The 22,475-nt window shown below is 55.9% G+C and carries 22 protein-coding genes; 10 read left to right on the top strand and 12 right to left on the bottom strand.

What is annotated here, in order from left to right:
- Window positions 1-4 precede the first annotated feature (4 nt).
- Together AC4IBF_RS03430 and AC4IBF_RS03425 are read right to left on the bottom strand one after the other, a co-directional pair.
- Window positions 5-958: an ABC transporter permease gene (locus AC4IBF_RS03430; RefSeq protein ID WP_133295136.1), complete on the bottom strand. Its 954-nt coding sequence runs from the start codon at window positions 956-958 to the stop codon at window positions 5-7.
- A gap of 45 nt (window positions 959-1,003) precedes the next feature.
- A complete protein-coding gene (locus AC4IBF_RS03425; RefSeq protein WP_491463152.1) occupies window positions 1,004-2,593 on the bottom strand; it encodes an ABC transporter substrate-binding protein in 1,590 nt (529 codons plus the stop codon).
- A 245-nt stretch (window positions 2,594-2,838) separates the two neighbouring features.
- Here AC4IBF_RS03425 and yghU point away from each other — a divergent pair, with 245 nt between their 5' ends.
- Both yghU and AC4IBF_RS03415 read left to right on the top strand, forming a co-directional pair.
- A complete protein-coding gene (gene yghU / locus AC4IBF_RS03420; protein ID WP_115876270.1) occupies window positions 2,839-3,705 on the top strand; it encodes a glutathione-dependent disulfide-bond oxidoreductase in 867 nt (288 codons plus the stop codon).
- Between the two features lie 160 nt (window positions 3,706-3,865).
- A complete protein-coding gene (locus tag AC4IBF_RS03415) occupies window positions 3,866-4,198 on the top strand; it encodes a hypothetical protein (protein ID WP_029740720.1) in 333 nt (110 codons plus the stop codon).
- 105 nt (window positions 4,199-4,303) lie between these two features.
- Here the strand turns inward: AC4IBF_RS03415 and AC4IBF_RS03410 are convergent, their stop codons facing one another.
- Together AC4IBF_RS03410 and AC4IBF_RS03405 are read right to left on the bottom strand one after the other, a co-directional pair.
- Complete coding sequence (locus tag AC4IBF_RS03410; RefSeq protein WP_133295140.1) at window positions 4,304-4,558, bottom strand: hypothetical protein; 255 nt, start codon at window positions 4,556-4,558, stop codon at window positions 4,304-4,306.
- Window positions 4,559-4,686: 128 nt separating this feature from the next.
- Window positions 4,687-6,234 (bottom strand): methyl-accepting chemotaxis protein, encoded by a 1,548-nt coding sequence (locus tag AC4IBF_RS03405; RefSeq protein WP_348943137.1) that lies wholly within the window; start codon window positions 6,232-6,234, stop codon window positions 4,687-4,689.
- Between the two features lie 231 nt (window positions 6,235-6,465).
- Here AC4IBF_RS03405 and AC4IBF_RS03400 point away from each other — a divergent pair, with 231 nt between their 5' ends.
- A complete protein-coding gene (locus tag AC4IBF_RS03400; protein ID WP_133295141.1) occupies window positions 6,466-7,506 on the top strand; it encodes an aldo/keto reductase in 1,041 nt (346 codons plus the stop codon).
- A gap of 64 nt (window positions 7,507-7,570) precedes the next feature.
- Here AC4IBF_RS03400 and AC4IBF_RS03395 read toward each other — a convergent pair whose 3' ends face one another.
- Together AC4IBF_RS03395 and AC4IBF_RS03390 are read right to left on the bottom strand one after the other, a co-directional pair.
- Complete coding sequence (locus AC4IBF_RS03395) at window positions 7,571-8,059, bottom strand: TIGR00645 family protein (protein ID WP_008499805.1); 489 nt, start codon at window positions 8,057-8,059, stop codon at window positions 7,571-7,573.
- 81 nt (window positions 8,060-8,140) lie between these two features.
- The gene (locus AC4IBF_RS03390) at window positions 8,141-8,644 is read right to left on the bottom strand and encodes an ESA_00282 family adhesion-associated protein (RefSeq protein ID WP_111963268.1); all 504 of its coding nucleotides are present in this window, start codon (window positions 8,642-8,644) and stop codon (window positions 8,141-8,143) included.
- A 103-nt stretch (window positions 8,645-8,747) separates the two neighbouring features.
- Between AC4IBF_RS03390 and AC4IBF_RS03385 the strand changes: the two genes are divergently transcribed.
- Both AC4IBF_RS03385 and AC4IBF_RS03380 read left to right on the top strand, forming a co-directional pair.
- Window positions 8,748-9,152, top strand: a complete 405-nt coding sequence (locus AC4IBF_RS03385) for a hypothetical protein (protein WP_032659974.1) — start codon at window positions 8,748-8,750, stop codon at window positions 9,150-9,152.
- Between the two features lies 1 nt (window position 9,153).
- Window positions 9,154-9,603 carry a cytoplasmic protein gene (locus AC4IBF_RS03380; protein WP_115876276.1) on the top strand — a complete coding sequence of 150 codons (450 nt, stop codon included), beginning with the start codon at window positions 9,154-9,156 and terminating at the stop codon, window positions 9,601-9,603.
- Between the two features lie 42 nt (window positions 9,604-9,645).
- On the opposite strand, the gene exbD is transcribed toward AC4IBF_RS03380, so the two are convergent.
- Together exbD and exbB are read right to left on the bottom strand one after the other, a co-directional pair.
- Entirely contained in the window at window positions 9,646-10,071 is a 426-nt protein-coding gene (gene exbD / locus AC4IBF_RS03375) for a TonB system transport protein ExbD (RefSeq protein WP_023309173.1), read from the bottom strand.
- Window positions 10,072-10,075: 4 nt separating this feature from the next.
- The gene (gene exbB, locus AC4IBF_RS03370) at window positions 10,076-10,807 is read right to left on the bottom strand and encodes a tol-pal system-associated acyl-CoA thioesterase (protein WP_348943138.1); all 732 of its coding nucleotides are present in this window, start codon (window positions 10,805-10,807) and stop codon (window positions 10,076-10,078) included.
- Window positions 10,808-11,058: 251 nt separating this feature from the next.
- Here exbB and metC point away from each other — a divergent pair, with 251 nt between their 5' ends.
- Window positions 11,059-12,246, top strand: coding sequence for a cystathionine beta-lyase (metC, locus tag AC4IBF_RS03365; RefSeq protein ID WP_491463151.1), 1,188 nt, complete (start codon window positions 11,059-11,061; stop codon window positions 12,244-12,246).
- Between the two features lie 143 nt (window positions 12,247-12,389).
- The gene (gene yghB / locus AC4IBF_RS03360; RefSeq protein ID WP_143345549.1) at window positions 12,390-13,049 is read left to right on the top strand and encodes a DedA family general envelope maintenance protein YghB; all 660 of its coding nucleotides are present in this window, start codon (window positions 12,390-12,392) and stop codon (window positions 13,047-13,049) included.
- Window positions 13,050-13,097: 48 nt separating this feature from the next.
- On the opposite strand, the gene AC4IBF_RS03355 is transcribed toward yghB, so the two are convergent.
- Window positions 13,098-13,997 carry an AraC family transcriptional regulator gene (locus AC4IBF_RS03355; RefSeq protein ID WP_248175044.1) on the bottom strand — a complete coding sequence of 300 codons (900 nt, stop codon included), beginning with the start codon at window positions 13,995-13,997 and terminating at the stop codon, window positions 13,098-13,100.
- 194 nt (window positions 13,998-14,191) lie between these two features.
- Between AC4IBF_RS03355 and yqhD the strand changes: the two genes are divergently transcribed.
- Window positions 14,192-15,355, top strand: a complete 1,164-nt coding sequence (gene yqhD, locus AC4IBF_RS03350; RefSeq protein ID WP_115876280.1) for an alcohol dehydrogenase — start codon at window positions 14,192-14,194, stop codon at window positions 15,353-15,355.
- Window positions 15,356-15,460: 105 nt separating this feature from the next.
- A complete protein-coding gene (gene dkgA, locus AC4IBF_RS03345; RefSeq protein ID WP_149367626.1) occupies window positions 15,461-16,288 on the top strand; it encodes a 2,5-didehydrogluconate reductase DkgA in 828 nt (275 codons plus the stop codon).
- Window positions 16,289-16,371: 83 nt separating this feature from the next.
- Here dkgA and AC4IBF_RS03340 read toward each other — a convergent pair whose 3' ends face one another.
- Window positions 16,372-18,543 (bottom strand): YgiQ family radical SAM protein, encoded by a 2,172-nt coding sequence (locus AC4IBF_RS03340; protein ID WP_491463150.1) that lies wholly within the window; start codon window positions 18,541-18,543, stop codon window positions 16,372-16,374.
- A 199-nt stretch (window positions 18,544-18,742) separates the two neighbouring features.
- Between AC4IBF_RS03340 and AC4IBF_RS03335 the strand changes: the two genes are divergently transcribed.
- Window positions 18,743-20,218 carry a TrkH family potassium uptake protein gene (locus AC4IBF_RS03335; protein WP_111963275.1) on the top strand — a complete coding sequence of 492 codons (1,476 nt, stop codon included), beginning with the start codon at window positions 18,743-18,745 and terminating at the stop codon, window positions 20,216-20,218.
- Window positions 20,219-20,248: 30 nt separating this feature from the next.
- On the opposite strand, the gene ftsP is transcribed toward AC4IBF_RS03335, so the two are convergent.
- Together ftsP and plsC are read right to left on the bottom strand one after the other, a co-directional pair.
- Window positions 20,249-21,661, bottom strand: a complete 1,413-nt coding sequence (ftsP, locus tag AC4IBF_RS03330; protein WP_023309186.1) for a cell division protein FtsP — start codon at window positions 21,659-21,661, stop codon at window positions 20,249-20,251.
- 58 nt (window positions 21,662-21,719) lie between these two features.
- Window positions 21,720-22,457: a 1-acylglycerol-3-phosphate O-acyltransferase gene (plsC, locus tag AC4IBF_RS03325; RefSeq protein WP_045404006.1), complete on the bottom strand. Its 738-nt coding sequence runs from the start codon at window positions 22,455-22,457 to the stop codon at window positions 21,720-21,722.
- Window positions 22,458-22,475: the final 18 nt, after the last annotated feature.

The following is a 22,475-nucleotide window of genomic DNA, read 5'->3' as shown; positions in this document are numbered from 1 at the left end:
CGGGTTACCTCAGCGTACGAATGCGTGGATCGGCGAAGCGATAAAGCAGATCGGCGATCAGGTTACCGACGATCAGCATCATCGACGAGAGCATGACGATCGCCATGATCAGCGGGTAGTCCAGCGAGGCGATCGACTGGATCCCGAGCAGCCCCATCCCCGGCCAGGAGAAGACGCTTTCCGTCACGTAGGCCCCCACAATCAGCTCACCGAACGACAGCCCAAACAGGGTGATCACCGGCAGCAGCACGTTTTTCAGCACGTGCCTAAACAGAATGCTGGAACGCGTGGCGCCGTAGGCAAGCTGGGTTTGCACGTAGTCGGCCGAGAGCTGCGAGATGGTGTTGGAGCGGATGTAGCGCACATAGCTGGAGAGGTTGTAGAACGTGAGGGCAATACACGGCAGTACGCCGTGACGCAGCACGTCCAGCGCGTTATCTTGCATGCCGATGGTGCGCATCCCCATGCTGGGGAACCAGCTAAGCTGCACGGCAAAGACCGTAATGAGCAAGATGCCGAACCAGAAAATCGGCACCGAGATGCCGATATAGGCGAACAGGTTAAGCAGGTGATCCAACCAGCGATGCTTGAATGCCCCCGCCAGCAGGCCCAGCGGGATCGCCAGCACGATCGCCAGCAGCAGCGACGCGCCCATCAGCCCCAGCGTGGCCGGAATGCGTTCGCCGATCATCTCCAGCACCGGGCGGTGGTAAATCAGCGAATAGCCGAGATCGCCCTGCAGGACATTTTTCAGCCACAGGACGTACTGCGTGACCAGCGGCTTATCCAGCCCCAGGCTCTGGCGGATACGTTCGATATCTTCCGGAGCCATACGCGGCGTAATGTACGCCGCCACCGGATCGCCGGGCGCCAGTTTGACCAGCAAAAACGCCACCAGCGAAATAAAGAACAGCATCGGCAGCAGCTGCAGCAGCCGACGCGTGAGAAGTGTGTTCACGACGTGCCCTTACCAAGGCCCCGACCCGACGGCCGGGGCAATTACTTATTTCTGATAGATTTTTGACAGATCCTGGAACAGATAGACCGGTTTCGGCTCCGCTTCCTGGGTACCGCCGAAACGCTTGTCTACCGCGACGGTCGCATTGGTATAGGCGATTGGGTAGTACGTCATGTCGTTCGCCACGGTCTGCTGAATTTGCTTGTAGATATCAGCACGTTTTGCGGCGTCGGTTTCCACAGCGCCTTTATCCCACAGGGCATCAAACTGCGGATTTTTGTAGTGCGCGTAGTTATAGGCTTCGTTGCTCATGAACAGCGATTTGTAGCCGTCCGGCTCTGAGCCCATGATGTAGCCGCCCAGGTTCAGCTCCCACGCGGTGTTGTTCATATCGAGGCTGCGCTGGGACATGGCGTTGGAGTCCAGCGGCATCAGCTCCACGTTCACCCCAATGCCCTTCAGCGCCTGCTGAATGTAGAGCGCCATGCTCTCCTGGGTTTTGTTGGTATTCACATACGCCAGGCGCAGCTTGAGGTTGTCCGGCGCGCCGGACGCTTTAAGCAGCTCTTTGGCTTTTTGCACGTCGAATTTGTACTGCTCGACGTCATCCGTCTTGTAAAGCGTATCGGGCGTCAGGAAGGACGTCGCCGGTTTGGCGTAGTCCAGCGAGGTAAAGGCGGTCTGGGTCAGCTCGTCTTTGTTGATGGCGTAAGCAATGGCCTGACGCAATTCTTTGCTCTTCATTACCGGCACGTTCTGGTTGAACGTCATATAGGCCAGACGGCCTTCCGGATAGACCACGAAGTCAAACTTACCGGTATTTTTCAGGCGGTTTACGTCCTGCGGGTCAACCATCTTGAGGTTGATTTCACCGTTTTGCAGCGCCAGGTTGGCGGCGTTACTGTCTTTGGCGAAACGGTAGGTGACTGAATCAAGCTTCGTTTTGCCGTTCCAGTAATCGTCAAAACGGGTCAGGGCGTAATATTGTCCGGCGCGGTACTCTTTAAATTTGAACGGCCCGGAGCCGACCGGCGCATCGTTTTTGCTGCTCTTTTCCAGGTCGCCTTCGCCGGCGAACACGTGCTGCGGGATCGGGTAGATCTGTACCAGGGTGCCGGTAAAGGCCGCGCTAACCTGCGGTAAGGTGAACTTAACGGTGCGGTCGTCAACCTTGCTTACCTGTACCGGCTTATCGCCCCAGGTAAACATGCTGCGGAAGAAGCTGTGCTGTTTGGCATCGAGCAGCTTGTTGAACGTAAAGACCACGTCGTCCGCCGTCAGCGGCTGACCGTCCTGCCATTTCAGGTTCGGTTTTAACGTCAGGGTGTAGCTCAGGTTGTCGGCGGAGGGCGTGAGGCTTTCCGCCAGGCCCCACTCGATCTTGCCGTTATTAAAGCTGTACAGCGGGGCATACAACGCCTGCATGATGGTTAACGTTGTGCGGTCGCTGGCATAGAGTGGATTAACGGCTAACGGGTCGCCGGAGGTAATACCGATAATCAGCGAACCGCCCTCTTTTGGCGCGTCGCTTTTTGACGCCGCGGCCGTATTTGTCTCTTTATTTTTCGCATCATCACAGCCCGCCAGGCCTAACGCGAGCGAAACGACCACTGCCGATAACAGAAGCTTGCGCATCTCACTAACTCCTTGCCTAATAAAGTGTTTATGACTGCATCTTTTATTTATGTTGAAGCATCATATTCAGCTTTATCGTTTTACGCATTAATTATGAAAATGCGATTTTCGATTAAGCTTATGCCGGATTTGATATATATAAGCAGCAGAAGGAATAGCGGTTAATTGCTTGCGCTCACAACGTTAAACGGTTCACAAATCTCCTGCTACACTGCCTCAACACATCACTCAAAAGGCAGGCCAACATGTCAGACAACACGTATCAGCCACCCAAAGTGTGGGAATGGAAAAAGAACAACGGCGGCGCGTTCGCCAACATTAACCGTCCGATTTCCGGCGCAACGCATGAGAAAGATCTGCCCGTGGGCTCCCACCCGCTGCAGCTTTACTCTCTCGGGACACCGAACGGCCAGAAAGTGACGATCATGCTCGAAGAGCTGCTGGCGCTGGGCGTGACGGGCGCGGAGTACGACGCGTGGTTGATCCGCATCGGCGAGGGCGATCAGTTCTCCAGCGGCTTCGTTGAGGTGAACCCGAACTCGAAAATACCGGCGCTGCGTGACCACTCCACGAACCCGCCAACCCGTGTCTTTGAATCCGGCAATATCCTGCTCTACCTGGCAGAGAAATTCGGCCACTTCCTGCCGAAAGATCCGGCGGGGCGCACCGAGACGCTGAACTGGCTGTTCTGGCTGCAGGGCGCGGCGCCGTTCCTCGGCGGCGGTTTTGGCCACTTCTACAACTACGCGCCGGTAAAAATTGAGTACGCAATTGACCGCTTTACCATGGAAGCCAAACGCCTGTTCGACGTGCTGGATAAACAGCTGGCGCGCGGTCGCTACGTGGCGGGTGAGGAGTACACCATCGCGGATATGGCAATCTGGCCGTGGTTCGGCTGCGTGGCGCTGGGCAGCGTGTACAACGCCGCCGAGTTCCTGGATGCAGAGAAGTACACCAACGTCCAGCGCTGGGCGAAAGACGTGGCGAATCGCCATGCCGTTAAGCGCGGACGTATCGTTAACCGCACCAGCGGCGAGCTGAACGAACAGCTCCACGAGCGCCATGCGGCAAGCGACTTCGAGACCAATACGGAAGATAAGCGTCAGGCGTAATGTTCTGCCGGGCGGATCCCCGCCCGGCAGCTGAGATCCTTGACCAGGGCATGATTAGCTTAAAGGTTGAACCGGTATTGCTGGCACTATCTGGACGTTTTTCTCGCGTCAGAGAGTGAGAAATGACGTATCAACCGACAGCAGTCACAAAGGATCTGTTATGAAACTTATTAAAACAACGCTGGTTATCAGCGCCCTCATTTTCTCCACCTCGGGAATGGCCATCGATAAAACTGCAGCTGGCGCGGTAGCAGGCGCGGCGATTGGCGCGGCCACTGGCAAAGATCTGAAATCGACCGTTGGCGGCGCCGTTGTTGGCGCAGGCACGGGTGCTATGTTCAAAAACGGCGGCAAAGGTAAAGCCGCGCGTAAAGGCGGTGCGGTAGGTGCTGCCGTGGGCGCAGGTGCCGCGGCGGTGACCGGCAAGAGCGTGCTGAAAGGTGCAGCCGTTGGTGCGGGCACGGGTGCGCTGATTGGTGAGGCGACGCACTGATACATACAGCCGGGCAGCGCTGCGTTTGCCCGGTATTAATCACATCCCCGATGACGCTTTCCGCTTATTGTCCGTGTCTCATTCCTAATATTTTTCCTTACCACATTAATACTTAATATCCCGCGCTTTTTGCCGTCCGGCCTGTTTCATCTGACGTTTATCCTGGCGGCAGTCGTGATTACTCTGGTTATTGTTCGCCACGCAGGTCTGCTTCACCTGCCGTGACGCGTCGCGGGTTTCCTGCCTGACATCACGCGCCACGCGCCGCTCCTGCGCCTGCTGGGTCGCACTGGCAGAAACCGAGAACAGCATCAGAAGAATGAAAGAAAGGACAGGAATGACAGATAACGATCTGTTCATAGCAACACCTCACAGAAGAGAGCCCAGAACGTCAGGGGGGTTAGCAAAAGAATAGCAGTTTCAACGCGAGCTGAATGGGGAAGGCGTTAATAATACAAGGCCGCATCCGGCGGCCTTGAAACGTTGCGTTATGCCGTCAGGCGGAACTTTTGCACCGAGCGCTGAAGCTCTTCGGTCTGACGCTCCAGCGCCGCCGCCGCCGCGGAAACTTCTTCAACCAGCGAGGCGTTTTGCTGGGTAACGCCGTCCATCTGGGTAATGGCAATTCCGACCTGCGAAATGCCCTTACTCTGCTCCTCTGAGGCCGAGGCAATTTGCTTCATAATGGTCGTCACTTCCGTTACGTCCCGCAAAATCGCATCCATGGTGGTGCCGGTGTCGCTCACCAGCTGCGCCCCCTGCTCTACGCGGGAAACGGAGTCGGTAATCAGCCCTTCAATCTCTTTTGCCGCGTTGGCGCTGCGGCTTGCCAGATTGCGAACTTCTCCTGCCACTACCGCGAAACCACGCCCCTGTTCACCCGCGCGCGCTGCTTCAACCGCCGCATTGAGCGCCAGAATATTGGTCTGGAAGGCAATGCTGTTGATAACGTTAGTGATTTCAGCGATTTTCTTCGAGCTTTCCGAAATACCGCTCATGGTGGTCACCACCTCTTCCACCAGCGAACCGCCGCGGCTGGCGGTAGTTGAGGCCACATCGGCCAGCTGGCTGGCCTGACGCGCGCTTTCCGCATTTAGTTTCACCGTGGCGGTCAGCTGTTCCATGCTGGCTGCCGTCTCTTCCAGCGCAGCCGCCTGCTCTTCGGTACGGGAAGAGAGATCGTTGTTACCGCTGGAGATTTCCGTCGCGCCGCGCCAGATATTTTCACTGCCGGAGCGGATCGTGCTGACCGCTTCGCGCAGGCTATCCTGCATAGCGCTCAGCAGCGGCACCAGCTGGCCCACGCAGTTGCGGCCGAACGGCTCAATAGGCTGGCTGAGATCGCCCTGGGCAATCTGGCGGAACTGCTGGCGAATTCGATCCAGCGGTTTGACCAGCATCGCCACCAGGTAACGGTCGGTGAAGAGCAGGATCAGCAGGCCGATAATCGTGGCAACGATAATCACCGTGCGGGTCATGCTTGTCAGGCCGTCCACCACCACGCGGGTGCTGTCGAGCGACCTCGCGGCGGCATTGTTGAACTCCTCAGCGGCCGCACCAAACGCGCGGCTCAGCGGCGGCGTGACGTTGTTGGCCTGCTGGCGATACCCCTCCAGAGCCCCCTGCTTCGCCTGCTGCATTTGCGGCGTTACGCCCTGTTCAAGCAGCGCCTGCCAGGTGCCAATCACCCTGGAAGAGATCTGCTCATCCATCGGGCCTGGGGAGATCGCCTTCATCTCGGCCAGTTTCTTGCCCATGTTATCCAGCGCCTGTTGGGCAGAGGACAGATCCGGCGTGCCGCCTGCGGCTTTGACTTCCATTGCGCGGCTCAGACGGGTCACAAAGCGAAAATATTGATCGTTACCCTGGCTGAGTACCGTCATCTGTTTAACCAGCTGGCGATCGACTTCGTTGCCATCTGAAACGCGAGAAAGGGACCAGGTGCTGTACAAGCCAACACCCGCCCACATTAAACAAAAGATCCCGAGAATCGTCAGCATGACGAAGCGGATCGTGAAATTACGGAGCATATTCATAAGTCTTCCTTGCCGTGAGGGTGAGTTCGCCCAGAGGCGAGTACTACTCTCGTTATCGGCAGGAAAGAGGGAAATTATAACGTTTTGTGATCATTTTTAATTAGCATGGCTTCACTGGTCACACAGCAGTTGTTAACCATCAGGCCCGAGCTTAGTGATGTAATTTGTGATGTGATAAGTTCAGGATGAAAACGTTGTTTCGAAAATTTCATCAATAAGAAAGGAGACATCATGTCCTGGCACCCTTACCCCGGCCGCTATGAGAATATGCAATACCGTTATTGCGGCAAAAGTGGCCTGCGCCTGCCCGCGCTGTCGCTGGGACTGTGGCATAGCTTCGGCCACGTCCAGCCTCTTGATGCCCAACGCGCGCTGCTGCGAAAAGCCTTCGACCTCGGCATCACTCATTTCGATCTTGCCAATAACTACGGACCACCGCCGGGTAGCGCGGAAGAAAATTTCGGCCGCCTGCTGCAGGAAGATTTTGCCGCATACCGCGACGAACTGATTATCTCCACCAAGGCGGGTTATGACATGTGGCCTGGGCCTTACGGTTCCGGCGGTTCACGCAAATATCTGCTCGCCAGCCTCGACCAGAGCCTGAAGCGTCTGGGCGTCGAGTACGTCGATATTTTCTACTCCCACCGCGTGGATGAAAACACCCCGATGGAAGAGACGGCATCCGCGCTGGCCCATGCCGTGCAGAGCGGAAAAGCGCTGTATGTGGGGATTTCCTCCTACTCGACAGATCGCACACAAAAAATGGCCGAGCTGCTGCGCGAGTGGAAGATCCCCCTGCTGATCCATCAGCCGTCCTATAACCTGCTTAACCGCTGGGTCGATAAGACCGGCTTGCTGGATGCGCTGGAAGCAAACGGTACGGGCTGTATTGCCTTCACCCCGCTGGCGCAGGGGCTGCTGACCGGGAAATACCTGAACGGTATCCCTGAAGGATCACGCATGCAGCGCGAAGGGAATAAAGTGCGCGGCCTGACGCAAAAGATGCTCACCGACGCCAACCTGAGCAGCCTTCGCCTGCTGAATGAGATGGCGCAGGCGCGCGGACAAACCATGGCGCAGATGGCGTTGAGCTGGCTGCTGAAAGATGCGCGCGTGACGTCCGTGCTGATTGGCGCAAGCCGCCCGGAACAGCTGGAAGAGAATGTACAGGCGCTGGAAAACCTGCGCTTTACGGAGGACGAACTCAAGCGGATTGACCAGCATGTTGCGGATGGGGAGTTGAATCTGTGGCAGGCGTCGTCTGATAAATAATGCCGCACCGAGCAGTCCCCTCTCCCCTTTGGGGAGAGGGTTAGGGTGAGGGGTAAGGCGTACTTTACTTCTTACTGATCTTATCCAGATACCCCATCACAAACGCAGACAGCACAAACGTCAGATGGATAATGACGTACCACATCAGTTTGTTATCCGGCACGTTCTTCGCGTCCATAAATACGCGTAGCAGGTGGATAGAAGAGATCGCCACAATCGACGCGGCCACTTTATTCTTCAGCGACGAGGCATCCATTTTGCCCAGCCAGCTGAGCTTCTCTTTACGCTCGTCGATATCAAGCTGGGAGACGAAATTCTCGTAGCCGGAGAACATCACCATCACCAGCAGCCCACCCACCAGGGTCATATCCACCAGCGAGAGCAGAACCAGAATCAAATCCGCTTCGGCAATGGAAAAGATATTCGGCAGAACGTGCAGGATTTCCTGAAAGAACTTAATCGTCAGCGCGATAAGCGCCAGCGAAAGGCCAAAATAGACGGGGGCCAGTATCCAGCGAGAGGCGTACATGGCATTTTCAAAAAAGCGTTCCATAGAGTCCTGTTTGCAAAAGAAACCAGCGCCCAGTATATCTCAACGGCGCTGACTGTTTGCAATAACTCAACGGTACGTCACTCAGACGTTGTCTGGATTAACTTCCGGACGTGCGTACTCCGGCCAGACAAGCGCCACCAGTTCAGGATAGGCTTCCAGACTGAACTCGCGAAAACACTGCCGCAAATTCAATACGTCCAGATCGGAATAAGATACCTTTTCTCCGTTAAGACAGCGCTTTTTGATATTGTCATAATATTTATAGACTGCTGAATTCAGATCGCTACAGCGACGCTGCGCCTCAAACAGTCCGGGCGTGTCATTAATTTCCGACATTTTCATGCGCTTAATTGTCGCATGTAAAAAGTCGATATATTCGTGGTTCACCCGCCAGTACCAGACAGGCGTAACGGAGTTCATCAATACAGAGAAATGGTCTTCACCTTCCTCTTTTGTCATCAGTTCAGGTTGTGGGGGCTCACTGGCGTCTTTCGACACTTTCGTTTTATTGAACTCCTGCATCAATAAAAGCACACCAGCGGTCAATAATAGTAATGTGATGACCGTAAAAAAGATGCTGTTCATGGGTAGGCTCCATTTTTTTTGATTTTAAATTTGCCTCATGATATTGTCAACGAATCTCACGCCTTTACCAACCCCACCCTGTTGAAATTAAAGGAAATTAAAAATGCTGCCCGACTATCTCGTCCCGGCTAAGTACCACATTACGCCTGTGGAACAGCAACCGACGGAAGCAGAAAAAGAGGCCAGTTTCACTCAGGGGAAAAGAAAGCTCTCTGATTTCGAGCCCGATATATTAATTGGTGTTTCCCGAACTGGCAAATCGCGAAATATGTTGCTGGAAGAGCACGATCGTCATATAAAAGACCGCTTATTTCGCGCTATAAAAATTGAAGCCTTTGTCCACCTGCTGAATGACCTACAGGCCGAGGGGGAAATAGATGCCCAGAAACTAAGTCAAATAATAGCCGAGAAAACCGAAGAAATTAATGAAGCGGGCAATGAAATTTGGCTTAATTTAATTACGCGCGAAAAAAACAACCCAATTTTTTATAGCCTGGGGGAAGATTAACGTGAAAGAAGTTAAAAATAACGACGTTTATTTGACTTTAGATGATAAAAAAAGTGATGAATTTATCTTAAAGCAAAATCTCGACGCGCTACGAAACACAAAAAATGACGAGATGACGCGCATTACACAAGACCTGGTATCGATCCCGGCGACGCTGGTTCGGCTTAAATGGCAGAATCGCCGTGAAATTTATCCGCTGCAGGTCAAAGAAGAAATTTACGGTGCCGTGATGAATGCCATCATTGAACAGCGGCCAGAGCTTAAAGAGAAGCTTCTGGGGCGCCTCGAGGCCAATTATCAGTATCTGCTCGCCAGAGAAATCGCCACCCTGCGTCTGACGCGCAAGCTGTCAGACGGTGAGTACCGTACCTCAAACGTCACCTGCGTTGCGCTTGATGAGGACGCGTTGGCAACCCCTTCTGCCGCACCAACGAATAACAAAAGCGCATAAACCGACAGGCATAAAAAAAGCCGGCTTTCGCCAGCTTCTTTATCACTTCGAGGCCGCCTTTTCTTCGCCGACCAGTCCAATCTTCAGGTAACCCGCCTGATGCAGCGTGTCCATTACCTTCATCATGGTTTCATAATCAACGGTTTTATCCGCACGGAAGAAGACCGTAGTGTCTTTCTTTCCGCCCGTAAGCTGCTCCAGCGCCGGGATGACTGAGTCGGCCGTCACCGGGTCGTTCCCGAGGAACATGGATTTATCCGCTTTCACCGACAGGTAAATAGGCTTCTCCGGGCGCGGCTGGGGCTGGCTGGAAGATGCCGGCAGATTCACCTTCACATCCACCGTCGCCAGCGGTGCAGCTACCATGAAGATAATCAGCAGAACCAGCATGACGTCGATAAACGGCGTCACGTTGATTTCATGCATTTCGCCGTTATCGTCCAGATTTTCGTTTAGACGCATCGCCATACTATTAACCTGCGCGCAGTTTAGACGCCGCATGCACCGGCTTAACCGAGCTGGCATTCAGATCGAGATCGCGACTTTGCAGCAGCAGAACCTGCGCGGCAACGTCTCCGAGAGTCGCTTTATAGCTGCCAATCATACGCGCGAAGATATTGTAGATGACCACCGCCGGGATAGCGGCAACCAGACCGATTGCAGTCGCCAGCAGCGCTTCTGCGATACCCGGCGCCACGACCGCCAGGTTGGTAGTTTGGGTCTGCGCGATACCGATAAAGCTGTTCATGATGCCCCAGACCGTGCCGAAAAGACCGATGAACGGTGAGATCGCGCCGATGGTAGCCAGATAACCATTGCCGCGCCCCATGTGTCGGCCAACGGCCGCAACGCGACGCTCCAGGCGGAAACCGGTACGCTCTTTGATACCTTCGTTATCTTCACTGCCAGCGGAGAGTTCCAGCTCGTTCTGCGCTTCATTCACGAGCAGGGTGGTCAGGCTTTTCGCGTGGAAAGATGATGTCATATCTGAAGCCTGATCCAGAGAGCGGGCTTCAGCCAGCTGCTGCTGTTCCCGCTTCAGGCGACGCTTCTGCGAAAGCAACTCGGTACTTTTGCTGAAGAAGATAGCCCAGGTGATAACGGACGCCAGAATCAGGCCGATCATCACAATCTTAACCACGATGTCAGCATGCTGATACATGCCCCAAACGGAGAGATCCGTCTGCATCAAATTATTACCCACTCTGTATCTCCAGGACGCAAATCACAAAATCTGAGCGTAATAATATCAAAACGTCGTCGAATTGATAGTAGTTCTCATTAGTATTTGCATGGTGCCGTAATTTTCGCTCACTTTCCTTGCGCTTACGCAGTAAAAATTTCTTATGCGGTTTTTTGCTAATATTTTCTGCTTATTCGATAAGCCTCGGGGTGCAGTTTTTTCCAATCGTGGTAGTCTGGACGTCCAGACGTATAAAAACAGGGTTAGCGAACATGACAAAGAAGCATCTTGATACCACGCTGGTACAGGCAGGACGCAGCAAAAAATATACTCAGGGATCGGTCAACAGTGTGATTCAACGAGCCTCCTCGCTGGTGTTTGACACCGTTGAGGAGAAAAAAATCGCCACGCGTAACCGCGCAAAAGGCGGGCTGTTTTATGGCCGTCGCGGCACGCTAACCCATTTTTCTCTGCAGGAAGCGATGTGCGAGCTGGAAGGCGGCGCGGGCTGTGCGCTATTCCCGTGCGGGGCGGCGGCGGTCGCCAACACCATTCTGGCGTTTGTGGAACAGGGCGACCATATCCTGATGACCAACACCGCCTATGAACCCAGCCAGGACTTCTGCACCAAAATCCTCAGCAAGCTCGGGGTAACGACCGGCTGGTTCGACCCGCTGATTGGTGAAGGCATTGCCGAACTTATTCAGCCAAACACGCGCATTGTGTTCCTGGAATCTCCGGGGTCGCTCACCATGGAAGTTCACGACGTGCCGGCTATCGTGAAGGCCGTACGCAACAAAGCGCCAGAGGCGATCGTTATGATCGACAACACCTGGGCTGCAGGCGTGCTGTTCAAAGCGCTGGAATTCGACATTGATATTTCGATTCAGGCGGCAACGAAATACCTGATAGGCCACTCTGACGGTATGATTGGTACTGCGGTCTCCAACGCGCGCTGCTGGGATCAGCTGCGTGAAAATGCCTACCTGATGGGCCAGATGGTGGATGCCGACACGGCCTACATGACCAGCCGCGGTATCCGCACGCTGGGCGTTCGTCTGCGTCAGCACCATGAAAGCAGCCTGAAGGTCGCCGAATGGCTGGCGCAGCATACGCTGGTTGAGCGCGTGAATCATCCCGCATTACCGGGTAGTAAAGGCCATGAGTTCTGGCAACGTGACTTTACGGGCAGCAGCGGGTTGTTCTCATTCGTACTGAAAAAGCGGCTGAATAACGACGAGCTGGCGAGCTATCTGGATAATTTTACCCTTTTCAGCATGGCCTACTCCTGGGGCGGTTTTGAATCCCTGATCCTGGCTAACCAGCCGGAACAGATCGCGGCCCTTCGCCCCGGGGGTGAAGTAGACTTCAGCGGTACCCTGATACGACTGCATATCGGTTTAGAAAATGTTGACGATCTGATTGCCGATTTAGCAGCAGGGTTCGAGCGTATCGTGTAGAGTGCTGGCTGAAAATGTACTCTCTGGACGCTTTTGTGGACACGGCAATGAGAAAAGTCTGCATGAGTTGCGCCCGGGATCAAACCCGACGGGCGAATAAGGGAGTACAATAGCGCTATATCTGCTGTTCCACAGGAAAGTCCATGGCTGTTATTCAAGATATTATCGCGGCGCTCTGGCACCACGATTTTGCCGCGCTGGCGGATCCTCACGTCGTCGGTATCGTCTATTTCGTGATGTTCGCAACTCTGTTTCTGGAAAATGGATTACTGCCAGCCTCGTTTTTACCCGGTGATAGCCTGCTTTTACTTGCCGGGGCGTTAATCGGGAAAGGCGTCATGGACTTCACGCCAACGATGGTTATTCTCACCTCCGCAGCCAGCCTGGGCTGCTGGCTGAGCTATCTTCAGGGCCGCTGGCTCGGGAATACCCGCGTCGTAAAAGGCTGGCTGGCGCAGTTACCGCATAAATATCATCAGCGTGCGACCTGCATGTTCGATCGCCACGGCCTGCTGGCATTGCTGGCGGGGCGTTTCCTGGCGTTTGTTCGCACCCTTCTGCCGACGATGGCGGGCATTTCCGGTCTGTCGAACCGCCGCTTCCAGTTCTTCAACTGGCTGAGCGCCCTGCTGTGGGTGGGTGTAGTCACCACGCTTGGCTATGCGCTGAATATGATCCCCTTCGTGAAACACCACGAAGATCAGGTGATGACCTTCCTGATGGTGCTGCCGATGTTCCTGCTGGTGGCGGGTCTGGTGGGAACCATCGCGGTGGTGATTAAGAAGAAGTACTGCAGCGCATAATTCAACAAAGCCGGATGGCGCTGTCGCTTACCCGGCCTGTGTTTCCCCTCAGGCTCCCTGCATCGTTCTGATACGTGACGCATCCTCTCCCGGCGTGACGCCGAAATAGCGCTTAAACTCCCGACTGAACTGCGACGCACTTTCATAGCCCACCCGCATCGCCGCCGCGCTGGCCTTCATGCCGTCGTGGATCATCAGCATCCGCGCCTTATGCAGCCGGTAGGTTTTGAGGTACTGCAGCGGAGAGGTGCTGGTCACCGACTTAAAGTTATGGTGAAACGCCGAGACGCTCATATTGGCTTCCGCCGCCAACTGGTCGACGCTGAGGTTTTCCGTGTACTGGCTTTCGATACGCTTGAGCACGCGGCTTATCAGGCTGAAGTGGGTCTGTCGGCTCACCAGAGCGAGTAACGCGCCGCCGCCCGGGCCCAGCAGCACGTGGTACAGAATTTCGCGGACGATCTGCTTGCCCAGAATACGCGCGTCCAGCGGCCTCTCCATCACGTCCAGCAGACGCTCAATGGCGCAGAGGATCTCTTCAGACAGCGTCGCCGAGTTAATCCCGCTCGAGGCCATCGAAGGCTGGAAGAGTTCATCTTCGCCAATCTCCATCAGCAGCTCCTGCAGCTGGAGGATGTCGACATTGACGCGGATCCCCGCCAGCGGAACCGCCTCTGTCGCGAAGGTTTCACATTCAAAGGGTAAAGGTACCGTCAGGAGAAGATATTCATTGGTGTCGTAGCGGAACACGCGCTCGTTGATATAGCCAATTTTATGGCCTGAAAAGAGAAAAACGATGCCCGGCTGGTACATGACCGGCGTGCGCGTCCCCGGCTGCGTGCCATAGAGCAGGCGAATATCCGGCAGCAGATCGCTGGCACGATTATCATTATCTATCAATCTCTTAATCTTGACAGTGAGCTGCTGGCAGATAGCCTCACGGTTCATCTTGCTTTACTCCGGGTACGGTTTTCGACGCTAACAGTGTGCGTCGTTTTCCGCGCTTTCTCCAGCGCTTTGTAGAAATGGGCAAGACATCGGCAGGAATGTGCATTGAGGGGATAGCCCCGGACGGCCACAATGTGCAGCATCAGGTCGCCCTCTGCGCACCACGGTTTTTCACCCACTAAAGGGAACGAGCAATGAACAACTTTAATCTTCACACCCCAACCCGCATTCTGTTTGGTAAAGACGCTATCGCTGACCTGCGCGCGCAGATCCCTGCTGACGCCCGCGTACTGATCACCTACGGTGGCGGCAGCGTGAAAAAAACCGGCGTACTGGATCAGGTTTATAGCGCGCTGGACGGTCTGGACGTGCGTGAGTTCGGCGGTATCGAACCAAACCCGTCTTACGAAACGCTGATGAACGCGGTGAAAATCGCCCGCGAAGAAAACGTCACCTTCCTGCTGGCCGTCGGCGGCGGCTCCGTACTGGACGGCACCAAATTCATCGCTGCGGCAGCGCACTACGCTGACGGCATCGATCCGTGGCACATTCTGGAAACCCGCGGCAGCGACATTAAAAGCGCCATCCCGATGGGCTCCGTGCTGACCCTGCCAGCCACCGGTTCTGAATCCAACAAGGGCGCGGTGATCTCCCGTAAAACCACCGGTGACAAGCAGGCCTTCATGAACGAACACGTTCAGCCTGTGTTCGCTATCCTGGACCCGGTTTACACCTACACCCTGCCTGCGCGTCAGGTGGCGAACGGCGTGGTCGATGCCTTTGTTCATACCGTTGAGCAGTACGTCACGTACCCGGTGAATGCCAAAATTCAGGATCGCTTCGCGGAAGGCATTCTTCTGACGCTGATTGAAGAAGGTCCGAAAGCGCTGAAAGAGCCTGAAAACTACGACGTTCGTGCCAACGTGATGTGGGCCGCCACACAGGCGCTGAATGGCCTGATCGGCGCTGGCGTGCCGCAGGACTGGGCGACCCACATGCTGGGCCACGAGCTGACGGCGATGCACGGTCTGGATCATGCTCAGACGCTGGCCGTTGTGCTGCCTGCGCTGTGGAATGAAAAACGTGATACCAAACGCGCCAAACTGCTGCAGTACGCTGAGCGCGTGTGGAACATCACCGAGGGTTCTGACGACGCGCGCATTGATGCCGCCATCGAAGCGACCCGCAGCTTCTTTGAAGGTCTGGGCGTGCCGACGCGTCTGTCCGGCTACGGGCTGGACGGCAGCTCCATCCCTGCCCTGCTGGCGAAACTCGAAGAGCACGGCATGACCCATCTGGGCGAGCACGGCGACATCACGCTGGACGTAAGCCGTCGTATTTACGAGGCGGCACGCTAAGCGTTTTTGTCCCCCCGACTTTCGTTTTTTGACATTTCGTCCAGACTTAATGCACACCCCATCGCCGGAGTCTCCCTCCGGCGATGCGCACCTGAAGGAGGAAAAATGGCAAACCAAACCGTAATCAAGCTGCAGGACGGCAACGTGATGCCCCAGCTGGGGCTAGGTGTATGGAAAGCCGGTAACGACGAGGTCGTCTCCGCCATTCATAAAGCCCTGGAAGTCGGCTATCGGTCGATTGACACCGCCGCCGCGTACAAAAACGAGGACGGCGTGGGGACCGCACTGGCCAGCGCCGGTGTCCCCCGCGATGAGTTATTCATCACCACGAAACTGTGGAATGACGATCAAAAGCGTCCCCGCGAGGCCCTGCAGGAGAGCCTGGAGAAGCTCCAGCTCGACTTCGTCGATCTTTATCTGATGCACTGGCCGGTCCCGGCTATCGACCATTACGTTGATGCCTGGAAAGGAATGATTGAACTGCAGAAAGAGGGGCTGGTGAAAAGTATCGGCGTCTGCAACTTCCAGGTTCATCACCTGCAGCGGCTGATTGACGAGACGGGCGTCGCGCCTGTCATTAACCAGATCGAACTGCACCCGCTGCTGCAGCAGCGTCAGCTTCACGCCTGGAACGCCACGCATAAAATCCAGACCGAGTCCTGGAGCCCGCTGGCACAGGGTAGCGAAGGCGTGTTCGATCAGAAAATTATTCGCGACCTGGCGGATAAATACGGCAAAACCCCGGCGCAGATCGTCATTCGCTGGCATCTGGACAACGGCCTGGTGGTGATCCCGAAATCGGTCACGCCATCGCGCATCGCCGAGAACTTCGACGTCTGGGATTTCCGTCTGGACAAAGATGAGCTGGGGGAAATTGCGAAGCTGGATAAGGGCAAGCGGCTTGGGCCGGACCCGGATCAGTTTGGCGGGTAATTGCGTAAAAAAGCCGGGTGGCGGCTTCGCCTTACCCGGCCTGCGTTTCTACATAAAAACCCCGGCTTGCCGGGGTTTTTTATTTACGCTTTGCGCTTCACGGGCTTCTTAACACTCGAATTACCATTCGAACGCTGATGCACAATCGGCGTGTGCTTGGTCAGCGCCGGGCGAGTATTGCGGTTCTGGCGACGAGCTTCGCGCATCTCATCCAGCGTCGGGGCCGGTACCAGACAGTCGCGGCGCGAGCCGATCAGGTGTTTTTTACCCATCTCTTCCAGCGCCTGGCGGATCAGCGGCCAGTTTTTCGGATCGTGGTAACGCAGCAGCGCCTTGTGCAGACGACGCTGTTTATCCCCTTTCGGCACCACCACCTCTTCACTCTTGTAGCCAATCTTACTCAGCGGGTTCTTGCCGGTGTAATACATGGTCGTCGAGTTGGCGAGCGGTGACGGATAGAAGTTCTGCACCTGATCCAGGCGGAAGCGGCGCTGCTTCAGCCACAGCGCCAGGTTCACCATGTCCTCATCACGCGTGCCCGGGTGCGCAGAGATGAAGTACGGGATCAGATACTGCTCTTTGCCCGCCTGCTTCGAGTAGGTGTCGAACAGCTCTTTAAAGCGATCGTAGCTACCCATGCCCGGCTTCATCATCTTCGACAGCGGACCTTCTTCGGTATGCTCCGGCGCAATCTTCAGATAGCCGCCGACGTGGTGCGTCGCCAGCTCTTTGATGTAGCGCGGATCTTCCACAGCGATGTCATAACGTACCCCGGACGCGATGAGGATCTTCTTGATGCCTTTCAGGTCACGCGCGCGTCGGTAGAGGTTAATCGTCGGCTCATGGTTAGTGTCCATGTGCTCGCAAATGCTTGGATAGACGCAGGAGAGGCGACGACAGGTTTGCTCTGCGCGCGGCGACTTGCAGCGCAGCATGTACATGTTCGCGGTTGGACCGCCGAGGTCGGAAATCACGCCGGTAAATCCAGGTACCGAGTCGCGAATCGCTTCGATCTCATTGATGATCGAATCTTCAGAGCGGCTCTGAATAATGCGCCCTTCGTGCTCGGTAATAGAGCAGAAGGAACAGCCGCCGAAGCAGCCGCGCATGATGTTGATCGAGAAGCGGATCATCTCATACGCCGGGATACGGGCGTTGCCGTACGCCGGGTGCGGCACGCGCTTGTACGGCAGCGCAAAAACGCTGTCCATCTCTTCGGTGGAAAGCGGGATCGCCGGCGGGTTGATCCAGATAAAGCGCTCGCCGTGCTTCTGCATCAACGCGCGGGCGCAGCCAGGGTTGGTTTCATGGTGCAAAATACGGGACGCGTGCGCGTAGAGCACCTTGTCGGCTTTCACCTTCTCATAGGAGGGCAGCAGCACGTAGGTCTTTTCCCACGGCTTCGGGCGCGGAGGCTGCACGACGATAGCCTTCGCTTCCGCTTTCTTTGGCTCTACCGGCTTGTTATCGGCACACGGCAGATCTTCGCCGTACGGGTGCGGGATCGGGTCGATTTTGCCCGGCATATCAATGATGCGGGAATCCACCCCGCTCCAGCCCGGCAGCGCCTCTTTCACCATAATGGCGGTATTGCGCACGTCGCGGATGCTGCTCACCGGCTCACCCTGCGACAGACGGTGCGCCACTTCCACCAGCGGACGCTCGCCGTTACCGTAAATCAGCATATCGGCTTTGGAATCCACCAGCACCGAGCGGCGTACGGTATCTGACCAGTAGTCGTAGTGGGCGGTGCGGCGCAGGCTCGCCTCGATGCCGCCCAGGATCACCGGCACGTCTTTCCAGGCTTCTTTACAGCGCTGGGTATAGACCAGGGTTGCGCGGTCGGGGCGTTTGCCCGCCACGTTATCCGGCGTGTAGGCATCGTCACGGCGCAGCTTACGGTCGGCGGTGTAGCGGTTGATCATCGAATCCATGTTGCCTGCGGTCACGCCGAAGAACAGGTTCGGTTTACCCAGACGCATAAAGTCGTCTTTGCTGTTCCAGTCAGGCTGGGAGATGATCCCCACGCGGAAGCCCTGCGCCTCAAGCATACGGCCACAGATGGCCATGCCGAAGCTCGGATGGTCAACGTAGGCATCACCCGTGACCAGAATGATGTCGCAGCTGTCCCAGCCCAGTTGGTCCATCTCTTCCCGGGACATCGGCAGGAATGGCGCCGGTCCAAAGCAGGCCGCCCAGTACTGGGGCCAGGAGAAGAGGTCACGATCCGGCTGGATCAGGGAAATTGCGCTCATAATGCTTCCGAAGAAAAAATAAACAAAAGGAGCGGGATTATACGCTGTTCATCCGCCGGATTTGAAGAAAAGGATGCAGGAAGCAGGCAGATATTCACGGAACTCGTTAAAATACAGCACCCTGATAATTTTGGATCATAATATTCACTATATTTTCCGGTGATTTGCCCCGGAATGCGTGCTTGTGCGGAGCTCTGCTGTGAAGCCCAACGATTCGTTACATGTCTCCCAACTGCGGGTTGTCCTTCACCTCTGCGGTTTTCTGGTTCTGCTGTACAGCCTTTCTATGCTGCCGCCGATGGTTATCGCCCTGCTGAATAAAGAGCGGACCTACTTTGCCTTTCTGACCACCTTTTTAACCTTTTTTACTCTCGGAGGGCTAACCTGGCGGGCAACCCGTCACGCGGGCATACAGCTGCGCACCCGCGACGGTTTCGTGATCATCGTGCTGTTCTGGCTGCTGTTTTCATTGATTAGCGCCATGCCGCTCTGGATGGATGACGGGCTACAGCTCTCTTTTGCCGACTCGCTCTTTGAAGGGGTTTCCGGGATCACCACCACCGGGGCAACGGTGATCGGGGACGTCAGCGCCCTGCCTAAATCGTACCTTTATTACCGCGCTCAGCTGAATTTCATTGGCGGGTTAGGCGTCATCGTGCTGGCCGTCGCGGTCCTGCCGCTGCTGGGCATTGGCGGCATGAAGCTCTATCAGTCAGAGATGCCGGGGCCGTTCAAGGAGGAGCGTCTGACTCCCCGCCTTGCCGATACCGCGCGCACGCTGTGGGTGACCTACTTCGCGCTGGGCGTGGCCTGCACCCTGGCCTACTGGCTGGCGGGAATGTCATTTTTTGACGCCCTCTGTCACGGGCTGTCGACCGTGTCGCTGGGCGGGTTCTCCACCCGCAGCGAAAGCATTGGGTTTTATGACAGCCACGCGATTGAGCTGGTCGCCGGGGCGTTTTCACTGCTCTCCGCGTTCAACTTCACCCTCTGGTACGTCGCCATTGTCAGACGCACCCTGAAACCGATTCGCCGCAGCCCGGAGGTTAAATTCTTTCTGAGCGCCGCCGCGGTGATTATCGTCATCACCGCCTGGCAGGTCTGGCATGCCGGGATGTACAACGCCACTGATAGCCTGGTGCATGCCTTCTTCCTTGCCAGTTCGATGATGACCGATAACGGCCTTTCGACAGCCGACTATGCCCAGTGGCCAGCACATACCATCTTCCTGCTGTTGAGCGCCAGCTTTTTTGGCGGCTGCGTAGGCTCGACCTGCGGCGGGATCAAAGCGCTGCGTTTTCTCATTATGTTCAAGCAGAGTATTCAGGAGATGAACCAGCTGGCGCATCCGAGAGCGCTGCTGAGCATTAAGGTGGGCAAAAGCGTGGTGAATGAACGCGTCCTGCGCTCGGTCTGGAGCTTCTTTTTTCTCTACGTGATGATTACGGGCTTTTTTGTCTGGTCGCTCAATCTGATGGGCTACGACCTGTTTACGTCATTCGCAACGGTTGCCGCCTGCATCAACAACATGGGGCTGGGGTTTGGCGAGACGGCGTCGACGTTCGGCACGTTAACAGAAGGGGCAAAACTGCTGATGTGCGCGGCGATGATCTTAGGGCGTCTGGAAATTTATCCGGTGCTGATACTGTTCTCGCGCTTTTTCTGGCGGGCATAAAACATTCCCGGCGAACCGGGAATGTCAGGATTATGGGGCAGGGTTGATCAGCATCTGCCCTACGGACCCCCTGTCCATCATCTCCAGCGTCTGGCTGTGGAACAGGAACGGGAAGTGCGGCCACGAAGGCTGACCATAGTAGACAAGCAGTTCAACCTGACCGTCCACCCAGACAGTATCTTTCCAGCCGCGGTCTTCCGGGAACGGCATCGCACCGTTGACGTTGCGGATCAGGAATGCCACCCCTTCAATATGGAACGACTGCGGCATATCTGAACGCACCGTCCAGCGCTCCCAGGTACCCTGCTGCGCGGTAATGTCAATGCGGTTGACGTCCCACAGCGCGCCGTTGATGCCCGGGTCGTCGCCGAGGCTGATATCACGGCTGCGCACCGGCGAGCCGCTCATGATCTCCTGCGGCAGCAGGCGCATGGGCAGGCTATCGGTCACCAGCGGCAGCAGACCGGTTGGACGCAGGGTCAGCACCAGGGTCGAGACCAGAATGCTCGACGGTTCAAAGAACCCGCGAATACGGTCGACAATGCTGGCCGCTTCACCGCAGGTGACAGACACTTCATCCCCGTTGGTCATATCAATGAGAACTTCGCGACGTTCGCCCGGCGAGAGCGCAAGCTGTTTGACGGACACCGGCGCCGGTAAAAAGCCCTGATCGCCGGAGATCACGTGCAGCGGACGGCCATCGCTCATTTGCAGCTGATAGCGGCGCGAGTTGGACGCGTTGAGCAGGCGCAGGCGCACCCAGCCGCGAGAAACTTCGACATACGGGCTTTGCGCGCCGTTGACCAGCAGCGTATCGCCGACGAAGCCACCGCTGCCCGGCTCGCTGTATTCAGGCGTGCCGAAGTTATCCAGACGTTTGTCCTGGATGATAATCGGGAAGTCATCCACGCCGTAGTGATTCGGGATCGGCAGAGATTTGCTGACTTCATCTTCCACAAGCCACATGCCGGCCAGGCCGTTATAGACCTGCTGCGCCGTGCGGTTAGGCGTGTTGGCGTGATACCACAGGGTTGCCGCGCTCTGGCGAATCGGCAGAACGGGCGCCCAGTCGGCGCTGGGTGACATCATTCGCGCCGCGCCGCCAATCAGCGGGCCAGGCACCTGCAGGCCGCTGATGGTCATAGCGACATTTTCAGGGGTGCGGTTACTGTAGATGAGCTTTACGTCATCGCCATTCCACACGCGTATGGTCGGCCCGAGGTAACGTCCGTTAATGCCCCAGACGGGCGCACGCGTCCCCTGGGTAAAGGACCAGTGGCTACGCTGCAGCGTCAGGAAAAGCGGCTGACCGCGACGGGATTCAATGAGTGGCGGTATAGGCAGCGGCTGTTGCTGCCCGGCGGCGCTGGCTGTCAGCGGCATCGCACCCGCACAAAGGGCGATCCCCGAAGCCTGAATAAACTGACGCCGACTGAGTGACATATAAGCTCCATCTGAAACGACTAACAACGCGGGAATTCGTTTTCCCTTCAACGCCGGGTTAAATCTTACCGGCGGCTTCTCTCTCTGCGACTTCTTTGTCGAGCTGCGCAATATGCTGAGCCATTAGCTCACGGCAGTGTGCTGCCAATTCACGCACCTGATCTTTACCGTATTTGCTGGTATCGACAGGTGGCAGCATTTCGACAATCACCAGCCCATTATTCAGGCGGTTAAGATTAATCTTATTCGAAGTATTGGAAACGCACACGGGAATAATTGGAACACCTGCCGCAATTGCAGCATGAAACGCACCGGTTTTAAACGGCAGCAGGCCGCGACCGCGGCTGCGCGTTCCTTCCGGGAACATCCAGATTGAGATTTTGCGCTTTTTAAAATGATTCACCACTTCGGCAATGGTGCTGTGCGCTTTTGCACGGTTATTACGGTCGATCAGCAGGTTACCGGTAAGCCAGTACAGCTGACCAAAAAACGGGATCCACAGCAGGCTTTTTTTGCCCACCGTCACGGTCGGTGGAAGCACGATATTAGAGGCCGTCACCATATCGTAGTTGTTCTGATGGTTGGCAATATAGATGGCGTTACCGAAATTCTCCGCCCCTTCCGGCAGACGTTTTTCAACCTTCAGGCCAAACAGCGGAGCAAGGCGCCCGAACATATGGCCAAAGGTGGCGACATGCTTCGGATTACGCGGGCTGAACAGGCAATAAATAGAGCCGAAAATACAGACCAGAATACAGTAGATGACGGTAAGAATAAGACGAACAATATATAGCATAGCGACCTCTGAAGCCCC

Source organism: Enterobacter sp. Taxon_8 (genome assembly GCF_058354585.1).
The sequence above is the reverse complement of the archived record's forward strand: the minus strand, read 5'-3'. Positions and strand labels throughout refer to the sequence as shown.

Bases quoted from the DNA above. Each gene is read 5' to 3' on its own strand.
- metC (WP_491463151.1), top strand. From the start codon at position 11,059: ATGACAAAGAAGCATCTTGATACCACGCTGGTACAGGCAGGACGCAGC.
- AC4IBF_RS03340 (WP_491463150.1), bottom strand. From the start codon at position 18,543: ATGAGCGCAATTTCCCTGATCCAGCCGGATCGTGACCTCTTCTCCTGG.
- AC4IBF_RS03415 (WP_029740720.1), top strand. From the start codon at position 3,866: ATGAAACTTATTAAAACAACGCTGGTTATCAGCGCCCTCATTTTCTCC.
- dkgA (WP_149367626.1), top strand. From the start codon at position 15,461: ATGGCAAACCAAACCGTAATCAAGCTGCAGGACGGCAACGTGATGCCC.
- AC4IBF_RS03395 (WP_008499805.1), bottom strand. From the start codon at position 8,059: ATGGAACGCTTTTTTGAAAATGCCATGTACGCCTCTCGCTGGATACTG.
- yqhD (WP_115876280.1), top strand. From the start codon at position 14,192: ATGAACAACTTTAATCTTCACACCCCAACCCGCATTCTGTTTGGTAAA.
- AC4IBF_RS03400 (WP_133295141.1), top strand. From the start codon at position 6,466: ATGTCCTGGCACCCTTACCCCGGCCGCTATGAGAATATGCAATACCGT.
- AC4IBF_RS03405 (WP_348943137.1), bottom strand. From the start codon at position 6,234: ATGAATATGCTCCGTAATTTCACGATCCGCTTCGTCATGCTGACGATT.
- AC4IBF_RS03355 (WP_248175044.1), bottom strand. From the start codon at position 13,997: ATGAACCGTGAGGCTATCTGCCAGCAGCTCACTGTCAAGATTAAGAGA.
- yghB (WP_143345549.1), top strand. From the start codon at position 12,390: ATGGCTGTTATTCAAGATATTATCGCGGCGCTCTGGCACCACGATTTT.
- AC4IBF_RS03390 (WP_111963268.1), bottom strand. From the start codon at position 8,644: ATGAACAGCATCTTTTTTACGGTCATCACATTACTATTATTGACCGCT.
- AC4IBF_RS03410 (WP_133295140.1), bottom strand. From the start codon at position 4,558: ATGAACAGATCGTTATCTGTCATTCCTGTCCTTTCTTTCATTCTTCTG.
- ftsP (WP_023309186.1), bottom strand. From the start codon at position 21,661: ATGTCACTCAGTCGGCGTCAGTTTATTCAGGCTTCGGGGATCGCCCTT.
- AC4IBF_RS03385 (WP_032659974.1), top strand. From the start codon at position 8,748: ATGCTGCCCGACTATCTCGTCCCGGCTAAGTACCACATTACGCCTGTG.
- AC4IBF_RS03425 (WP_491463152.1), bottom strand. From the start codon at position 2,593: ATGCGCAAGCTTCTGTTATCGGCAGTGGTCGTTTCGCTCGCGTTAGGC.
- yghU (WP_115876270.1), top strand. From the start codon at position 2,839: ATGTCAGACAACACGTATCAGCCACCCAAAGTGTGGGAATGGAAAAAG.
- plsC (WP_045404006.1), bottom strand. From the start codon at position 22,457: ATGCTATATATTGTTCGTCTTATTCTTACCGTCATCTACTGTATTCTG.
- exbD (WP_023309173.1), bottom strand. From the start codon at position 10,071: ATGGCGATGCGTCTAAACGAAAATCTGGACGATAACGGCGAAATGCAT.